The 16,146-nt window shown below is 70.4% G+C and carries 14 protein-coding genes; 7 read left to right on the top strand and 7 right to left on the bottom strand.

The genetic code is table 11. From position 1 onward, the window contains the following. The first annotated feature begins 55 nt into the window (after positions 1–55). Entirely contained in the window at positions 56–994 is a 939-nt protein-coding gene (locus tag ABD262_RS18020) for a glycosyltransferase 87 family protein (protein ID WP_344139168.1), read from the top strand. On the opposite strand, the gene ABD262_RS18015 is transcribed toward ABD262_RS18020, so the two are convergent. The 5 genes from ABD262_RS18015 to ABD262_RS17995 form a co-directional block, all read right to left on the bottom strand. Then, the gene (locus ABD262_RS18015; protein WP_344139166.1) at positions 929–2,371 is read right to left on the bottom strand and encodes a hypothetical protein; all 1,443 of its coding nucleotides are present in this window, start codon (positions 2,369–2,371) and stop codon (positions 929–931) included. The genes ABD262_RS18020 and ABD262_RS18015 overlap by 66 nt on opposite strands. Before the next feature lie 13 nt (positions 2,372–2,384). Then, positions 2,385–4,682, bottom strand: coding sequence for a hypothetical protein (locus tag ABD262_RS18010; RefSeq protein WP_344139164.1), 2,298 nt, complete (start codon positions 4,680–4,682; stop codon positions 2,385–2,387). A 137-nt stretch (positions 4,683–4,819) separates the two neighbouring features. Continuing rightward, positions 4,820–5,920, bottom strand: coding sequence for an acyltransferase family protein (locus tag ABD262_RS18005; RefSeq protein WP_344139162.1), 1,101 nt, complete (start codon positions 5,918–5,920; stop codon positions 4,820–4,822). Between the two features lie 93 nt (positions 5,921–6,013). After that, a complete protein-coding gene (locus ABD262_RS18000; RefSeq protein ID WP_344139160.1) occupies positions 6,014–6,979 on the bottom strand; it encodes a DUF808 domain-containing protein in 966 nt (321 codons plus the stop codon). 84 nt (positions 6,980–7,063) lie between these two features. Beyond that, positions 7,064–8,299: a hypothetical protein gene (locus tag ABD262_RS17995; RefSeq protein WP_344139158.1), complete on the bottom strand. Its 1,236-nt coding sequence runs from the start codon at positions 8,297–8,299 to the stop codon at positions 7,064–7,066. 172 nt (positions 8,300–8,471) lie between these two features. Between ABD262_RS17995 and ABD262_RS17990 the strand changes: the two genes are divergently transcribed. The 6 genes from ABD262_RS17990 to ABD262_RS17965 all read left to right on the top strand — a co-directional run bounded on the left by ABD262_RS17990 (position 8,472) and on the right by ABD262_RS17965 (position 14,766). Further along, positions 8,472–9,782, top strand: a complete 1,311-nt coding sequence (locus ABD262_RS17990; protein WP_344139156.1) for a DegT/DnrJ/EryC1/StrS family aminotransferase — start codon at positions 8,472–8,474, stop codon at positions 9,780–9,782. Between the two features lie 26 nt (positions 9,783–9,808). Continuing rightward, entirely contained in the window at positions 9,809–10,981 is a 1,173-nt protein-coding gene (locus tag ABD262_RS17985) for a glycosyltransferase family 4 protein (RefSeq protein WP_344139154.1), read from the top strand. Then, complete coding sequence (locus ABD262_RS17980; RefSeq protein ID WP_344139152.1) at positions 10,978–11,919, top strand: NAD-dependent epimerase/dehydratase family protein; 942 nt, start codon at positions 10,978–10,980, stop codon at positions 11,917–11,919. The genes ABD262_RS17985 and ABD262_RS17980 overlap by 4 nt, the downstream gene beginning before the upstream one ends. 87 nt (positions 11,920–12,006) lie before the next feature. Next, positions 12,007–13,026, top strand: coding sequence for a GDP-mannose 4,6-dehydratase (gene gmd / locus ABD262_RS17975; protein ID WP_344139150.1), 1,020 nt, complete (start codon positions 12,007–12,009; stop codon positions 13,024–13,026). Further along, complete coding sequence (locus ABD262_RS17970; RefSeq protein WP_344139148.1) at positions 13,019–13,801, top strand: glycosyltransferase; 783 nt, start codon at positions 13,019–13,021, stop codon at positions 13,799–13,801. Before gmd ends, ABD262_RS17970 begins: the two co-directional genes overlap by 8 nt. Beyond that, complete coding sequence (locus ABD262_RS17965; RefSeq protein WP_344139146.1) at positions 13,798–14,766, top strand: GDP-L-fucose synthase family protein; 969 nt, start codon at positions 13,798–13,800, stop codon at positions 14,764–14,766. The genes ABD262_RS17970 and ABD262_RS17965 overlap by 4 nt, the downstream gene beginning before the upstream one ends. Before the next feature lie 15 nt (positions 14,767–14,781). On the opposite strand, the gene ABD262_RS17960 is transcribed toward ABD262_RS17965, so the two are convergent. After that, the gene (locus ABD262_RS17960; RefSeq protein ID WP_344139144.1) at positions 14,782–15,252 is read right to left on the bottom strand and encodes a DUF2304 domain-containing protein; all 471 of its coding nucleotides are present in this window, start codon (positions 15,250–15,252) and stop codon (positions 14,782–14,784) included. Continuing rightward, on the bottom strand, positions 15,249–15,989 hold the full coding sequence (locus tag ABD262_RS17955; RefSeq protein ID WP_344139142.1) for a glycosyltransferase family 2 protein: 741 nt from the start codon (positions 15,987–15,989) through the stop codon (positions 15,249–15,251). The genes ABD262_RS17960 and ABD262_RS17955 overlap by 4 nt, the downstream gene beginning before the upstream one ends. Between the last annotated feature and the right edge of the window lie 157 nt (positions 15,990–16,146).

The raw sequence follows: 16,146 nt of genomic DNA, 5'->3' as shown, positions 1-16,146 counted from the left end.
CTCGGGCCTTGGGCATGCTGGGTGCGCCGATCCCCGCCCGAAGGACCTCACCACCATGCCTCGCCCGACGCGACTGGAGCTCTTCACCCGTGCCCTGTGGGTCGCGTTGATCCCCGGGGCGCTGCTGTTCTGTGCGATGCAGGTGGCCGTCCACCTCAGCCACGGCATGGTCGGGGCCGACTCCCACGCCTACTGGGTCGCGGCCGGCTCACCACAGACCTGGTACACGACGCCGCCCGACCACGTCGACGCGTACCTCTACTCGCCCGCCTTCGCGCAGCTCCTCTGGCCGCTGGGTTTCCTCCCGTGGCCGGTCTTCCAGGGCGTGTGGTTCGCCGCGCAGGCGGCCGTGCTCGCGTGGCTGCTCAAGCCGCTCGGCTGGCGTCGTGGCCTGACCGTGGCGCCCCTGTTCGTCGCCGAGCTGTTGCTGGGCAACGTCTACCTCTTCCTCGCTGCCGCCCTCGTCCTCGCGATCAGGGGTCGGCCGGGCGCCCTCGTGCTGCCCGCCCTCACCAAGGTCACCCCGGCGGTGGTCGGGCTCTGGTTCGTCCTGCGGGGGGAGTGGCGGGCGGTCCGCTCTGCGGCGGTGGCGCTGGTCGTCGTCGTGGGGCTGTCGGTGGCTCTGGATCCCCAGGCCTGGCCGCGTTGGGTCGAGTTCCTCGTGTCGCACGCGGGCACCGGCGGGCCGTGGTTCCTCGTCCGGTTCGCGGTCGCGACGGCCCTCGTGGTCTTCGCCGCGCGCACCGGGCGAGCCTGGCTGTTGGCCCCTGCCTTGCTGCTCGCCTGCCCGGTCTTCAGTGCCTTCAGCCCCTACACCGTGCTCGGCGCCGTGCCCCGCCTCCTGCTCTGGCAGCGGGCGCAGGCGAAGGGGCCAGGAGCGGAGCCCGAGGAGCCAGAAGCGGAGGCCAAGGAGCCAGGGATGCAGGAGCTAGGGACGGAGCAGCAGGAAGCCGTCGTCGCGGGCAGCGACCGTCCAGCCACGATCCCTCTGTAGGGCCGTCGCGAGCGGCACGTCCTCCCGGACCAGCGCCGCGACCGGTCGGTGCTCGTCGAAGCCGGCCTGCCAGCCGGGCTCGGCCCCCATCACGCTCAGGTAGGTCCTGGCGTGGGCGGGTCCGTAGAGCTCTGCCCGGGTGTCCGCGGTCTGGCGCACGGAGGGGAAGGTCCACATCAGCCAGCCGCCGAGCGAGTCGTCGTTGTAGACCACCGCTCCGGGAGGCAGGGCTCGCAGGGCTGCGGTGGTGCCGTCCGGGACGGACACCGGCTCGTCGGGCCCGCCGGCGGCGAGCAGGCCGCAGGTCATCGTGACGACGAGGACGAGGCCGGCGACGACCAGGGGTTCGCGCCCGCGGGCCGGCCGGGCGCGGCCGAGGGCGGCGTCGAGGGCCTGCGCGGCGAGGGGGGCGATGATGATGGCGCCGACCGCGACCGTGCGGGCGTACGTCAGGCCCCAGCCGACCCCCACGAGGAGGATCCCGGCTGCTCCCCAGCTCACGAGGGAGTGCCGTCGCGCCCAGCCGAGCGCCACCACGAGCACCAGCACCAGCAGGCCGATGGTCGAGGGGTCGGTCAGCTCCGGTCGACGCCACTCCTGGATGTAGGGGCTGACCGCGCGCACTGGCCCGAACGCGGTGAGGATCCCCGTGCCGAGCGGTGTCAGCAGGGCCGCGCCGGCGCTGGCCAGCGGCACCAGGGCGAGCCGGCCGGCCGCCCGCACGGAGACCTTGCGGTCCAGCACCAGGCCGGCGGTGGTGGCCAGGCCGAGCATGATCCCGACGACCCAGGTGCCGTGGCTGGAGGCCCACACCCAGGTCAGCGGGACCAGCCACCAGGGAGCGCGTTGGTCGCTGAGCACGCGCACCCAGGCGCTCGCCGTGACGGCCAGCAGTGCGAAGCCCACGAGCTGCGGCCGGGGGCTGAGGCTGGCGGCGGTGGCCAGCACCGTGATGCCGGTGACCAGCGTGGCGGCCAGGGGTCCGCTCGTGCGGCGGCAGGCGACGTAGACGGCGACGCACACGGCCAGCCGTCCGAGCTGGGCCAGGAACGCCACGGCCGGCAGTCCGCCCCACTGGTTGGCCAGCGAGAGGGCGAGCTCGGGCAGCCACTGGGTCAGCACCCAGGGCTGGTTGGTGAACGACGACAACGGGTCGGGACCGCTGAACTGCCAGGTGTCCCGTAGGTGGTCACCGGCCAGCACGTGCCAGAGCGTGTCGGGGTCGGCGATCCCGGTGCCGACGTTGCGCGACAGGACGAGCAGGAGGAGACCGAAGCCGATCACCGGGCCCCAGCGCAGCACGCCCTGGGGTGCCGGCAGCGGCGTCGCCTCGGTCTGGGGGGACGGCTTCTCGGCGCCGGTCACCGTGGGGCTCACCACCGCGCTGCCCTCAACGGCCCGAGCGCGGCGAGTCGGCCGCGAACCGTTGGCCGGTGGAGACGTTGGCCGTGGCGGACGCGTCCGAGGCACTGACGTTAGAGATGCGCAGCGCGGCGAACCCGCCGTCCCCACCGGGGATCCGGCTGATCGCGGCCGTGCTGGTGAGGGTCACGAGCGTCAGACCCGGTGTCGCATTCACCTCGAGGACGACCGGGGTGGCCCCCGCAGTGAGTGTGATGGTCGACGCCGCGACGCCGGCGCCGCTCACCTGGACGGTGCCCTCGGAGTGGTCGAGCGCCTCGATGTCGAAGCTGATGCGGAGCCGCCGGGGTGCCGCACCCATGTTGGCGACCTGGAGCGTCGCGGTCGGGCCGGTCCACTGGCTCGGCGTGCCGTCGCTGTCGACCTCGACGAGGGAGCCGGGCAGGGTGACCAGGGAGGGCCGCAGGACGGCGTCGCGTCGAGCGGACTGCTGAGCCGTCGGAAGCGCCCGGATCGGGTCGCGCAACGGGGCGAGGGAGTATGCCGCGAGCTTGCCGTCGCGCGTCTGGGCGGCGGCCGGGCCGAGGGCCTTGCCGAGGTCTGCTGTGGGGTCGGTGCCGGTCGCGTAGCCGGAGCGGTCGACCTCCACGGCGCAGAAGCCGGCCGCGGCGAGGTCGTCCAGCAGGCCCGGGGTGTCGGAGACCGGCAGTGCCAGCTGCCAGTCGGCCCGCGACGTGCCGCGCATCGCGCCGTAGCTCCAGGAGAGCCCCGAGGTCGAGGCCAGCGCCGGCAGGAAGTGCTCGTAGTCGTCCATCGCGCCGGCCGGTGGCTCCTCCGGGTAGCGCGTGACCGGTAGCTGGAACACCGCGCAGCCCGGCCCGGTGGCCTGCCGGAGGGCGGACGTGAAGCGACCGAGGTCCTGCTGGGTCGCCCGGATCGACTGGTAGTCGGGGGCGACACCGGGGTTCGTCTGGTCGAGGACCCCGAGGAGGATGAGCCCCGCCGCCAGTGGCCAGGCGAAGCGACGACCACGGTCGGCTCGCGACGCCCACAGCCCGATCGCCAACAGCCCGAACAGCGCGATCAGGACGACCAGTCGCGACCAGGTGCGGATCTGCGGGGTGACGAAGAGGGCGACGACCGAGCCGAGGCCGCCCCTGGTGTAGAAGGCGAGCGACACCAGCAGCAGTGCGGTCAGCGAGCCGAGGGCGGCGGGGATCCGGTGACCCTGGGCCAGGTTGCGGAGGGTGAGCCACAGCAGGCCGGTCACACCGGCCAGGGCCACGATCCCCAGTGCCGGGCGTTCCACGGTGGGTGGGGCGACATACCCGTAGGCCGTGGTGAGGAACGCGAACGGCTCGAAGCGGTGCTCGTACCAAGGCAGCACGAGGTCGATGAGCTTGCCGGAGTAGCGCTCTGCCTCCCCGATGGTGCGCTGGGCCGGCAGGTCCGACGTGACGAGGTCGGCGCTGCGGCCACGCACCGCCAGGGCGAGGCTCAGCGCACACGGGAGGGCGACGAGCAGCGCGCCGGCCACTCCCGGGAGCAGCCCGACGAGCCGCCGGGTCCGGGCCATCCGGATGGCCAGGGCCACGGCGAGGAGGACCAGGGTGAAGGCGACGTAGTAGACGTCGGAGAAGCCCACCGCCAGGGCGATGACGACCGTGCGCAGGGCCATGAGGGCCGCAGGGCGCCGGAGCGGTCCAGGCCTCGCGAGGTCGTGCAGGGGTGGCCAGAGCGCCTGTCCCTGCATGGTCCGCAGGGCGAGCCACACACCTAGTGGCACGACCCAGTAGGCGGCGAGCCACAGGTGGCTGAACCACAGCTGATGACCTGGCAGGACGGCGAAGAGCGTGCCCACCATCACGGCGGGCGGGCGGTGGATCCCGAGCTGCCTGGCCAGCCAGTACGCGGTGAGACCCGCCGCGGGGAAGCCGGCCACGAAGAAGAGGACCGCAGCGGTGACCGGGTCGCCGGTCACCAGGCCGAGGAGTCGGACCGTCACGAAGTTCAGCTGGTCGGCCGTCGCGAACCAGCTGCCGTTGAGGCCGAACGGCGCACCCACGAGGTCGGCCGACTGGACCTGCGACCCCTCGACGATCGCGCGGACCTGCATGAGCAGCTGCGGGGAGTCGCCCGTGAGGCTGAGCGGCGTCCCGGGTCGCCAGCTCCACAGCCGGAGGGCCTGCACGGCTGCCAGTAGCGACAGGACGGCCACGAGGACCGGGCCCGCGCACCGGGTCAGCAAGGACTGCGCGCCGTCTCGGCGGCCCGCAGGCACGACGGAAGGCGCGAGGCTCTCTCGCGTTTCCTGCGTGGTGGTCATCCCGACGAGTATGGAGCCGACCATTCATTGCGTCCGTGCTGACAGGCCACATTCGGCCAAAGGGACGAGTTTGGACTGCCGGGTCGGCTGGGTCAGGCCGGCTCGGCTATCACCCCGACGCGTCACCGGAGCCAGGGTCAGGCCTCCTGTGACGCGCCAGGGGCAATAGCTGCCGGAGCTGGCGCAGTGCGGCCGACCGGCACCAGTGAATCGTGCCTGGTGGGACCCCTCAGCCGGCGTCGCAGCCCCAACGCCGGCTTCTCGACGCAGGTCCACGAGGCGTACGCGACCGGGACGGCGATGGCAAAGGTCAAGGAGCAGTAGGCCGCCCAGCCGAGCCTGGCGACCCCCATGAGGTAGAGAGTGGTCTGGATTGGCCAGCTGAGGATGTACAGCCCGTACGAGAGGTCCAGCTCGCGGGTGAATCCCGGTCGAGCGACGCACCCGACGGCGAGGACGAGGTAGGCCAAGGGCAGCGCCGCGAGCTCATTGGTGGCGTGGGCCAAGCCCACGACGCACAGGGCGGCGAGGGAAAGCGCCATGAAGGGGGTGCGGATGGTGATGCGGTCTCGCAGCGCCCACGCGAGCGCCCCTGCGGTGAAGAACCCCAACAGGTGTAGGAAGTCGAGCAGGGGTCCTGCGGACAGACGATGTGCGGCCCCCAGAAGCAGGGGGGACGCCGTGACCGCCACGAGTGCAGCCCAGCTGAACAGCACGGTCCGGCGTCGCACGACCATCGACGTCAGGGCCACTCCCGCGACCGTGTAGCAAAGCATCTCCGGGCTCAGCGTCCAGAGCGGAGCGTTCCAGGCCTCGGGGTGCGCCGCCCGCGTGAGGGCGTCGCCGAAGGCGAACTGCACAGGGGCCACGAGGTTGACCAGGACGAACGACAGGGCGGCCGAACCGTCGAAGTCGGTGCCAGTGGTGACGGCCGCGACAGGCGCGAACACCCCCGCCACCGCCAGGAGCGACAGCCAGTAGCCGGGATAGATGCGCAGCATCCGCGAGACGACGAAATCCTTCCAGGGGAGCCGCTCCCGGGACGCGCAGATGAGGTAGCCCGATATCGCGAAGAAGCCCGCGACCGCCCATGACCCCAGCCCGCGTCCGCCGAGTGTCGGGTCAGGGCCGAATCCGCCGACCGGTCTGGTGTGCGAGAGGACGACGGCGCCAGCGAGCAGCAATCGCACCAGGTTGAGCGCGTTGTCTCGTCCGCGTAGGCCATCCCCCAAGGTCATCCGGCGGAACCTACCGATATCGGTCAGTGCGTCCGGGCGGTCCGGAGATAGACCGGCCGAACGGCTGAGCGAGGACCGGCCCGCAGGTCGGTCTCAGGCCTTGTGGGGGTCGTCGTGGCCGTCGCGGCCGCGGACACCGTGGATCACGTGCATCACGGCGACCACGACAGCGCCCACGATCAGGCCGAGGATCGCAGAGCCGACCGTGTTGGTGAGCCAGCCGAGCACGCCACCCAGGGCACCGGTCGCCTCGTGGACGGACTCCTCGACGTGGTGCACCCACGAGTACGGCGCGTGCAGTCCCAGGTCGTCGAGGCCGACGAGCAGGATGTGTCCACCGACCCAGATCATCGCGGCGACGCCGACCACCGAAAGGGTCGAGAGCAGGCGGGGCATGGCCGCGACGAGGGCGCGGCCGATGGCTCGGCTGGCTCCCGACTCGCGACCCGAGAGGTGGAGCCCGACGTCGTCCATCTTCACGATGAGGGCCACGACGCCGTAGACGAGGACCGTGATCGCCAAGGCGACGACGACGAGGATGATCGCCCGGCTGAGGAACGGCTCGTCGGCGACCTCGTTGAGCGAGATGACCATGATCTCGGCCGACAGGATGAAGTCGGTGCGGATCGCCCCGCTGGTGATCTCGTCCTCGCTGGCGACCTCGCCGCGCTCGTGCGCCGCGTCGGCGTCGGTCTCGCCGTGGCCGGCCAGGCGTTCCCAGATCTTCTCGACGCCCTCGTAACACAGGAAGGTGCCGCCGATCATGAGCAGCGGGGTGAGGGCGACGGGGAAGAACTGGCTGAGCAGCATCGCCGCGGGGAGGATGAACAGCAGCTTGTTGCGCAGCGAGCCGATCGCGATCTTCTTGATGATCGGCAGCTCACGGGTGGGGGAGAGGCCCTCGACGTAGCGCGGGGTCACGGCGGTGTCGTCGACGATCACGCCAGCCGCCTTGACGCTGGCGCGGCTCGCAGCGGCGCCCACGTCGTCCACGGAGGCTGCTGCTGCCTTCGCCAGCACCGCGATGTCGTCGAGCAGCGCGAACAGTCCGCCACTCATCAGGCCGCGCCGGTCGTCGGTGACATCGAGTGACCCGCTTGTGAGGGGGCATCCTTCGGGTGATCGGTCAGCACCTGCGCAAGCCTACCTATCGAGCGGCAGGCCCAACGGACGCGATGATTCGGGCAGGCGGCGCGCCGTGGCAAGGACGCCCGCGAGCACGATGGCTGGACCGGCCACCAATGCGAGGGCGACGGTCCCGCCGATGCTGGTGGTCGTGACCAGGATCAGGAGGTGCACGGCCGCACCAGCGAGCCACCATCCTGCAGCGGCCGATCCACGTTGCGAGGCCATGAGTCCCGTGGTTGCCACCGCTGCGGCCGTCGCAAGCACCGTGGAGACGGCCAGCCCGGTCAGCACCACCAGGGGGATCTTCGGATCCCGACCGTTCAGCAGTGGTACGGCAATCGGCCCGAGCGCTCCCGCTCCGGCTGTTGCCGCGACGGTCACGGCCGTCGCCGAGATGACGCCGCGCCGGAGACCTCGCTTGAACTGCCCATAGCTCCCGCCGGACCAGAGCGAGCTGAGAGTGACGAGGGTGTGCGTCGCGTAGCCCGCCCCGAGCACGGCGGCCACTCGGTAGTAGCTGCTGGTGATGACGAACGCGCCGATGGCCGCGTGTGACGCCGCGTCCGCTCTCCATGCCAGGACGAGGGGGGCGGCGTTGAGGCACAGCTGATAACCAACCGCCACCAGGACGAAAGCCGCCTGCTCGGACTCGCCAGGTCCGGATAGCCCGCGTAGCCCGAGTACTGCAGCGTGCCTGCGCACTTGAATCGGCTGGAGCGTGAGGCCGACCAGGGCACTGACGACAACGGGAACACCCACGGCGCTGCCGAGCAGCCACGTCGACCCTGACGGGAAGGCGACAGCCCCGACCACGAGGACGATCCTCGTCGCGGCTTCGAGTCCCAGCAGCCCGGCGTACGCGTGGAGTCTGCCGGCGCCTCCTACTCGGCCCCTGGCCGTGGCGAGAAGGACCCATCCTGCGATCCCCGCCGCCGCTGTCGGCACGGCCACCGTGGCCTCGCCAACCTCGAGCATCTGACCGCCGACGAAAGGCAGTGCCACAACGGACAGCAGCCCCGCCAGTCCGAGCAGCACGACCGGTCGCGCGCTCGCCTGCGTGTCTCGAGCGCTGCGGCGCCGCATGATGAGTTGTTCCGTGGGCATGGCGATGCCGTACCCGAAGACCGTGGTCACGGTCCAGGCCAGGCTCAGTGCGACGAAGGGGCCGGCGCCCAGCAGCCGCGGACCGGCGGCCAGCAGCACGGCCACAGACACCGCAATGCCGACGTTGCCCAGGGTGACGGCGGACACGCCGCCGTGCACCATCGCCCGTCGGAGACCCACCCTCATGACTCCTGCTGTGCGGGACTCCAGACGAGTCCGGTGCGGCCACGATAGACCGGGAGAGGGAAGACGTCGGTCATTCGGCCAGGTAGCCGGCAAGTCCCCGCGTGCTGTGAGGGCGCTGGGTAACATCTCGCGAGTGACCGCACCCGGACCACCCTCCACCGCCTCCGCACGCGCCGTCGACACCGATCGTGCGGGGAGGATCCGCGAGGAGATCGACACGTTGCTGGTCGAGTTCTTCGAGCTCGTCGAGCCCATGCCGGCCGACACCTGCCCTCTCTCCGTGCCCCTTTATGGCGCCGAAGAGGTCAGTGGGGCGCTCACCACGATGCTCGATCAGAACGTGACGATGGGCGCCCGGGTACGGGACTTCGAGCGCGAGTTCGCGGACTTCGTCGGCGCCAGGCACGCCATCATGGTCAACAGCGGTTCGTCGGCCAACCTGCTGGCCCTGGCCGTCCTGTCCAACCCTTCCCTGCCAGGAGCCCTCCGACCCGGCGACGAGGTCATCGTCCCGGCGGTGACCTGGGCCACGACCATCTCCCCCATCCTCCAGCAGGGCTGCATCCCCGTAATGGTCGACATCGACCAGAACACCCTCAACCTCGTGCCCGAGGACCTCGAACGAGCCCTCTCAAACAGGACCCGCGCGGTCATGCCGGTCCACCTCCTCGGCAACCCCGTCGACATGGCCCCGTTGATGGAGTTCGCGGACAAGCACGACCTGTGGGTGATCGAGGACACCTGCGAGTCGCTGGGCAGCTCGGTCGACGGTCGAATGGTCGGCGCGTTCGGCCACTGCGGCACCTACTCGTTCTACTTCTCCCATCACATCACCACGATCGAGGGCGGGATGCTCGTCACCAGTGACGACCGCATCGCGGACCTGGCGCGGTCCATGCGCGCCCATGGGTGGACGCGGGACATGGTGCAGCGCGAGGAGATCGAGGCCGCCAACCCGTGGATTGATCCGCGTTTCCTGTTCGTCAATGTCGGCTACAACCTTCGACCGATGGAGCTGCAGGCCGCGTTCGGGCTCGTGCAGCTTCGCAGGCTCGAGTCGTTCAACGAGGCGCGGCGGGCGAACGCGGCATACCTGCTCGATGCGATGGCTCCACTCGCGGAGCACTTGGATTTCGTGACGGAGCAGCAAGGTGCGAGGAGCACCTGGTTCGGCTTCACGGTGATGGCCCGCGACGGTGAGATCAAGCGCCGGCTGAGTGATCATCTCGAGGGGCTTGGAATCGCCACGCGGCCGATCGTGGCGGGCAACCTCGCCATCCAGCCCGCCTTCCGGGACAACCCTCACCGCACTGTCGGACACCTTGCGGGCGCGACCCAGGTCGGTGAGCGCGGGCTCTTCATCGGCAACCACCCCAACTTGTCCAAGGCGCAGCTCGACCACATCATCGGAGCATTCACGTCCTTCTTCGTCCCGAAGGCCTGATGTACCCGCCACCGAAAGTGCTCTGGTTGCACAGCCACTTTCAGCTGCCAACGGGAGGGACGAAGTACATCTTCGAGGTCACCCGGCGTCTCGCCATGCACCGGCAGGTCGAGGTCGTGGTCGAGAGCGCCTCTCCGCTCTGGAGGGAGCGTTACGCCGATGCCGGCGTCCGGCTCACCGAGATCGGTGGGCTCACCTCCACGAGCCTCGCCTACTGGGGGTCCTTCCCCTACTTCCTGCGGCGCGACCTGACGTCCGTGCGCCAGCGGGCCGCCGGGCGACCGGTCATCGTCTCCAGCTTCTTCCCCATGCCCTGGATCGCCGGACGCGTGGCGCGGGAGCATGGCCTTCGCCACGTATCGCTGTGTTTCGAGCCATTCCCCTTCTTCCACGACGAGGAGGTGATCGGCCTGTACCCGAAGTGGAAGCAGCACCTCCTTCTCGGGCTGCGCACGGCATACGGGCGTCTCGACGCGCAGGGTGTCGCGAGCGCCGACAGCCTCGTCACGCTGAACGCCTCGACGATGGGGCAGATCGCACGGGTGTACGGACTCGACAGCGTGCCGGCCTACGCAGGCGTCGACACGTCCCTGTTCCGGCCATACAGCCAGGCTGAGACGGCGGATCTGCGCGAGCGGTTCGGGGACGGACCCCTCGTCGTGCACTCGACGGACTTCTCGCCGATCAAGCGCACTGACCTCGCGATCCGTGCTTTCGCCAGGGCGGCGGCGGACGTCCCGACTGCGGTCCTCGTGGTGACCAGCACCAGACAGGATGGCGCTGCCGAGGCGGACCTGATGCGCCTGGCGCAACACCTCGGGGTTCAGGACCGTGTCGTGTACACCGGGTTCCTGCCGTTCGCCGATCTTCCCCGGCTCTACTCGCTGGCGTCTGTCCTACTCCAGACCGGGACATCGGCGGGGTCGGGAGCCACGACGATGTCTCTGCCAGTCAAGGAGGCGATGGCCTGCGGTACGGCGGTGGTGCGCAGCGGCGCAACGGACGAGGACGTGGAAGACGGCGTGAGTGGGTTCCTCGTCGACCCCAGGGACGTCCAAGAGACTGGGGCTCGGCTCGCGGACGTCTTGCTCGACCCGCCAAGGGCTGAGCGCATGGGAATGGCAGGCAAGGACCGGGTCGTCCGGACCTACTCGTGGGACCGGGTCGTCGACGTCATCACCGGTGAGGTCGACGCATGAGCCAGCGCGCACTCGTCACCGGAGCCGCGGGATTCACCGGACAACACCTCACCAAGCTGCTGGTCAGCCGCGGTTGGGAGGTTCACGGGACTGTGCGCTCCACCCCATCGGGCGTCGAAGGCGTCCACGAGCGCTCGGTCAGGCTTGACGACTGGGAGACCCTGGCCGCTCTGTGCCGCGACGTCCGTCCCGACGTCGTGTTCCACCTCGCAGCGGTGGTGGACACGGTGGAGACGCCTGACCTCGGCGCGCTGTTCCGGAGCAACGTGGAGGGCACCGCGGCATTGCTGGCGGCCGTGCAGGCAGGAGGGACGACCGAGAGGGTTGTGGTCGCGAGTTCGGCGTTCGCCTACGGCCGCGTTGCCGAGCAGCCCGGATCCATAGCTGAGACAGTGCCTCTTCGTCCGGTGACCCCGTATGGCGCGTCCAAGGCTGCTGCCGAGGCCATCGCGCTGCAATGGTGGAGACAAACAGGCATCGACCTGATCATCAGTCGCGGATTCCAGCACACCGGGCCTGGCCACGTGGGGGCGTACGCGCTGGCCGACTGGGCACGTCAGCTTGCCGATGGAGTAGACGTCCTGGAGGTGGGAAACCTCGACGTGGTTCGCGACTACCTCGACGTCCGGGACGCCGCGTCGGCGCTGTTGGCCGTGGCGCTGGAGGGCAAACCAGGAGAGGCCTACAACGTGGCCAGCGGTGTCCCCAGGACGATGCGCTCACTCCTGGATGGGCTGCTCGCGGCCTTTGCCAGCGACGCAGAGGTTCGGCCAACGGACCTGAGGATGCGCTCCGTGGACCAACCGGTCTTCGTGGCGAATGTCTCCAAGCTCCGTGGCCAGACCGAGTGGACGCCGCAGCACACCATCGGCGACACGCTCCGGGATCTCGCAGCGACGTCTCGCGAGTCCGCGGCGACCCGTAACGTGACGAAATGAAGGGGATGGCCCAGCACTGATGGATAGCATGACGATTCGCATGGGCCCGGCCGAACCAGTGGCCGGCACGAGGGAACGGATCACCCAGTGACGAAGCGAGCCCTGATCACGGGGATCACGGGTCAGGACGGCTCCTACCTCGCCGAGCTGCTGCTGTCGAAGGGCTACGAGGTGCACGGCCTGATCCGCCGCGCCTCGACCTTCAACACGGCGAGGATCGACCACCTCTACGTCGACCCCCACGAGTCGGGCGCCAAGCTGTTCCTCCACTACGGCGACATCACCGACGGGTCTCGGCTGGTCACGCTGTTGGCGCAGGTGCGGCCCGACGAGGTCTACCACCTCGCCGCGCAGTCGCACGTCCGCGTCAGCTTCGACGAGCCCGAGTACACCGGTGACACCACCGGCCTCGGGACGATCCGGCTTCTCGAGGCGATCCGCATGATCGGCCTCGAGTGCCGGTTCTACCAGGCCTCCAGCTCGGAGATGTTCGGCGCGGCACCGCCCCCGCAGAGCGAGGAGACGCCCTTCTACCCACGCAGCCCCTACGGCGCCGCCAAGGTGTACAGCTACTGGGTGACCCGCAACTACCGCGAGGCCTACGGTCTGTTCGCCGTCAACGGCATCCTGTTCAACCACGAGAGCCCGCGTCGCGGCGAGACCTTCGTGACCCGCAAGGTCACCCGGGCCGTCGCCCGCATCAAGGCCGGCCAGCAAGACGAGCTCTACCTCGGCAACCTCGACGCCGTCCGCGACTGGGGCTACGCGCCGGAGTTCGTGGAGGCCATGTGGCTGATGCTCCAGCACGACGAGGCCCAGGACTACGTCGTCGCGACAGGTCAGGCCTACTCCGTCCGCGACTTCGTCCGCTTCGCCTTCGAGCACGTGGGCCTCGACTGGGAGCAGTACGTCAAGTTCGACGACCGCTACCTGCGCCCCACCGAGGTGGACGCGCTCGTCGGCGACCCCTCGCGTGCCATCAAGACGCTCGGCTGGACCCCCCGGGTCCACACGCCGGAGCTCGCGGCGATCATGGTCGAGAGCGACATCAAGGCCCTCGAGACCGAAGGCACCCCGTGGGTGCACCGGGCCTGGGACCGTGACTAGCCCCGGCGCCGTCCTCGCCGTCGTCCCGACGTTGGGGGAGCGGACCGACACCCTGGGCGCCGCGCTCGCGAGCATCCGGGCGCAGGAAGGCGTCACCACGACCTTGGTCGTCGTCGCGCCCCCCGACGCGACCGAGGCCCGCGACATCGCCACCGAGCACGGGGCGCTGATCGTCGACGACCCCAAGCGCGGTCTCTCGGCCGCCGTCAACGTGGGCATCGACGCGGCGAAGGACGAGTCCTACTTCTCGTGGATCGGCGACGACGACGAGCTGCGCCCGGACGGACTCCGGACCCTGGTGGACCTCATCGAGGACGAGTCAGCCGTGGTCGCCTTCGGGGCCTGCGAGTACATGGCCGGCGACAACCGGGTCTTCGCGGTGAGCCGAGCGGGGGACTGGGCGACCCGGGTCCTGGCGTGGGGGCCTGACCTCATCCCGCAGCCGGCGTCCCTCACCCGCCTCGATGCGCTGCGGGCCGCAGGGCCGTTCGACGAGAAGCTGCGGTTCGTCATGGACCTCGACATGTTCCTGCGGCTGCGGCGCCTGGGCCGGTTCGTCAGCACGCCTCGGGCGGTGGCGGTCTACCGCTGGCACCCGGACGCCCTGACGGTCGCCAACCGGGGCGCCTCCATCGCGGAGGCGGAGATGGTCAAGAGGCGGCACCTGCCTCCTCGCCTGCGACCGGTCGCGTGCGTGTGGCAGGTGCCTGTGCGCCTGGCCATCAACGTGGTCTCCAGCCAGCTCTCCAGGCGTGCCCGCCGGACCCAGCCGTGACCACCGACGTCGCACCCCTCGACCGGTCGAGCTCCTTCTACGTCGCGGGTCACCGCGGGTTGGCCGGCGGCGCCGTCTGGAGGCACCTGGAGGCAGCGGGCTTCACGAACCTGGTCGGCAGGACCTCGAGCGAGCTCGACCTGCGCGAGCGCGACGACGTCTTCGAGTTCTTCGCGCAGGTCCAGCCGCGCTACGTCGTGGTCGCAGCGGCCCGCGTGGGCGGCATCCTGGCCAACAGCACGATGCCGGTGGAGTTCCTCTCCGACAACGTCCGCATCCAGACCAACGTCCTCGACGCCGCGCACGCCCACGGGGTCGAGCGCCTTCTCTTCCTCGGCTCGTCGTGCATCTACCCCAGGCTCGCCGAGCAGCCGATCAAGGAGTCGTCGCTCCTCACCGGCTCGCTCGAGCCCACCAACGACGCATACGCCATCGCGAAGATCGCCGGCGTCATGCACGTCCAGGCGATGCGACGCGAGTACGGCCACCGGTGGATCAGCGCCATGCCGACCAACCTCTACGGCCCGGGTGACAACTACGACCAGGACTCCTCACACGTGCTGGCCGCACTGATCCGTCGCTTCGACGAAGCCGTGCGGTCGGGGGCACCCACGGTCACGAACTGGGGGAGCGGCAGTCCCCGGCGGGAGTTCCTCCACGTCGACGACCTCGCGTCCGCGGTGCTGCACATCATGCAGACCTACGACGACCCGTCACCCATCAACATCGGCACCGGCACCGACCTGACCGTCCGTGAGCTGTCGGACCTGGTGGCCGCGGTGTCCGGCTACACCGGAGCCGTCGAGTGGGACACCACGAAGCCCGACGGCACGCCGCGCAAGCTCCTCGACGGCAGCCGCCTGGCTGAGCTCGGCTGGCAGCCCCAGATCGGTCTGGAGGAGGGCCTTCGGCAGTCGATCGACTGGTACGTCGCCCACCGGCCGACCGCCGGCCCGACGGGCTGATCGCTGCGCGCTGAGTCAGCCGGTGGTGACGCGCGGTCGCGGCTCGACGTCGTCCGAGGACGTCTCAGGACCAGGGGTCGTAGGGGCTCCGTCGGCACCCACGGACGCTGTGGGCCCGTCGTGGGCCCCAGCTGCCTGTCCCGCACGAAGCGCCTCAACGGCCGCGCGGAGCAGGGCGATCTCCTCGGCGAGCACGCGGGTCCGTTCACGCAGGCGCCCGGCCTCGGAGCTGAGCTGCATGAGCATGATGAGCATCGCCAGGCTGCCGAGGAAGAGCAGCAGGTTCAGCGGGACCTCGACGCCGGTCGCCCGTGCGGCGAACCCCAGCACGTCGGGGAAGAGCGCGAGCACGGCGGCACCCGCACCCAGCACGACCCACACCACGGCATACCGGCCGCGCAGGTAGCGGCGGCGCACCATCTCGACGACGACGACCACGATGAGCAGGCCACCCGCGACGCCGAGCCAGTAGGCGTCGTGCCTCATGGCGCGACGTCCGCGGCGACTGGCCAGCGCCGCACCAGCCCGAGCGCGACGACGCAGAGGGCGCGGACGAACTCGACGCCTGAACGGACCCCGCCGTGGCTGGGTCGACCGGTGGTCCGCTGGCGCATGGCGACCGGGACCTGGGTCACGGTGAGGTGGGACTTGTGGGCGATGACGAGGGTCTCGAGCGTGTCGCCGAGGTACTCGGCCGGGTAGTGCTGCGCGAAGACGGGGATGGCCCTCGGGCCGGCCGCGCGGAAGCCTGAGGTGGCGTCGTCGATGCGGGTGCCCAGCAGGGCCGAGATGACGCCGGCGACTCCGGCCATCGCCCAGCGTCGGGGACCGTTGACCGTGTAGGTGCACTGTGGGCTGAACCGCGTGCCCACCGCGACGTCGTGGTCGGCCAGGGCCGCGACCAGGTGGGGGATGTAGCTGGGGTCGTGCTGGCCGTCGCCGTCGACCTGGACCACCGCGGCATACCCACCCCGGGCGGCGTGCAGGAACCCGGTGCGCATCGCGCCACCGACCCCGAGGTTGAACGGGAGGGTCGCGACGCGCGCCCCGGCGCGGCGGGCCACCTCGGAGGTGGCATCGCGGGAGCCGTCGTCGACGACGAGCACGTCGGCGTGGGGGACCGCCCTGACCACCGACGCGATGACCTCGGCGATGGCGGCTTCCTCGTTGAACGCGGGGATGACGACGAGCAGCTTGCCCGTGCCTGCCGTCCCGGTGTCCACCCTGCGCTCCGCCCGTCGGATGACGCCCGACAGACGTCGGGCACGGTGACACAGTGGCAGCCCCCGAGCACGATGTGGAGGGGTGGCGGGACGATCTGGCCGAACGGCTGAGGACCCCCTCCGAGGAACGTCAGGGCGCGCCAGACCCGGACAAAGG

It is taken from the genome of Pedococcus bigeumensis, from assembly GCF_039531795.1.
In the GTDB taxonomy this organism is placed as follows: domain Bacteria; phylum Actinomycetota; class Actinomycetes; order Actinomycetales; family Dermatophilaceae; genus Pedococcus; species Pedococcus bigeumensis.
This window is presented reverse-complemented; position numbering and strand designations above follow the sequence as displayed.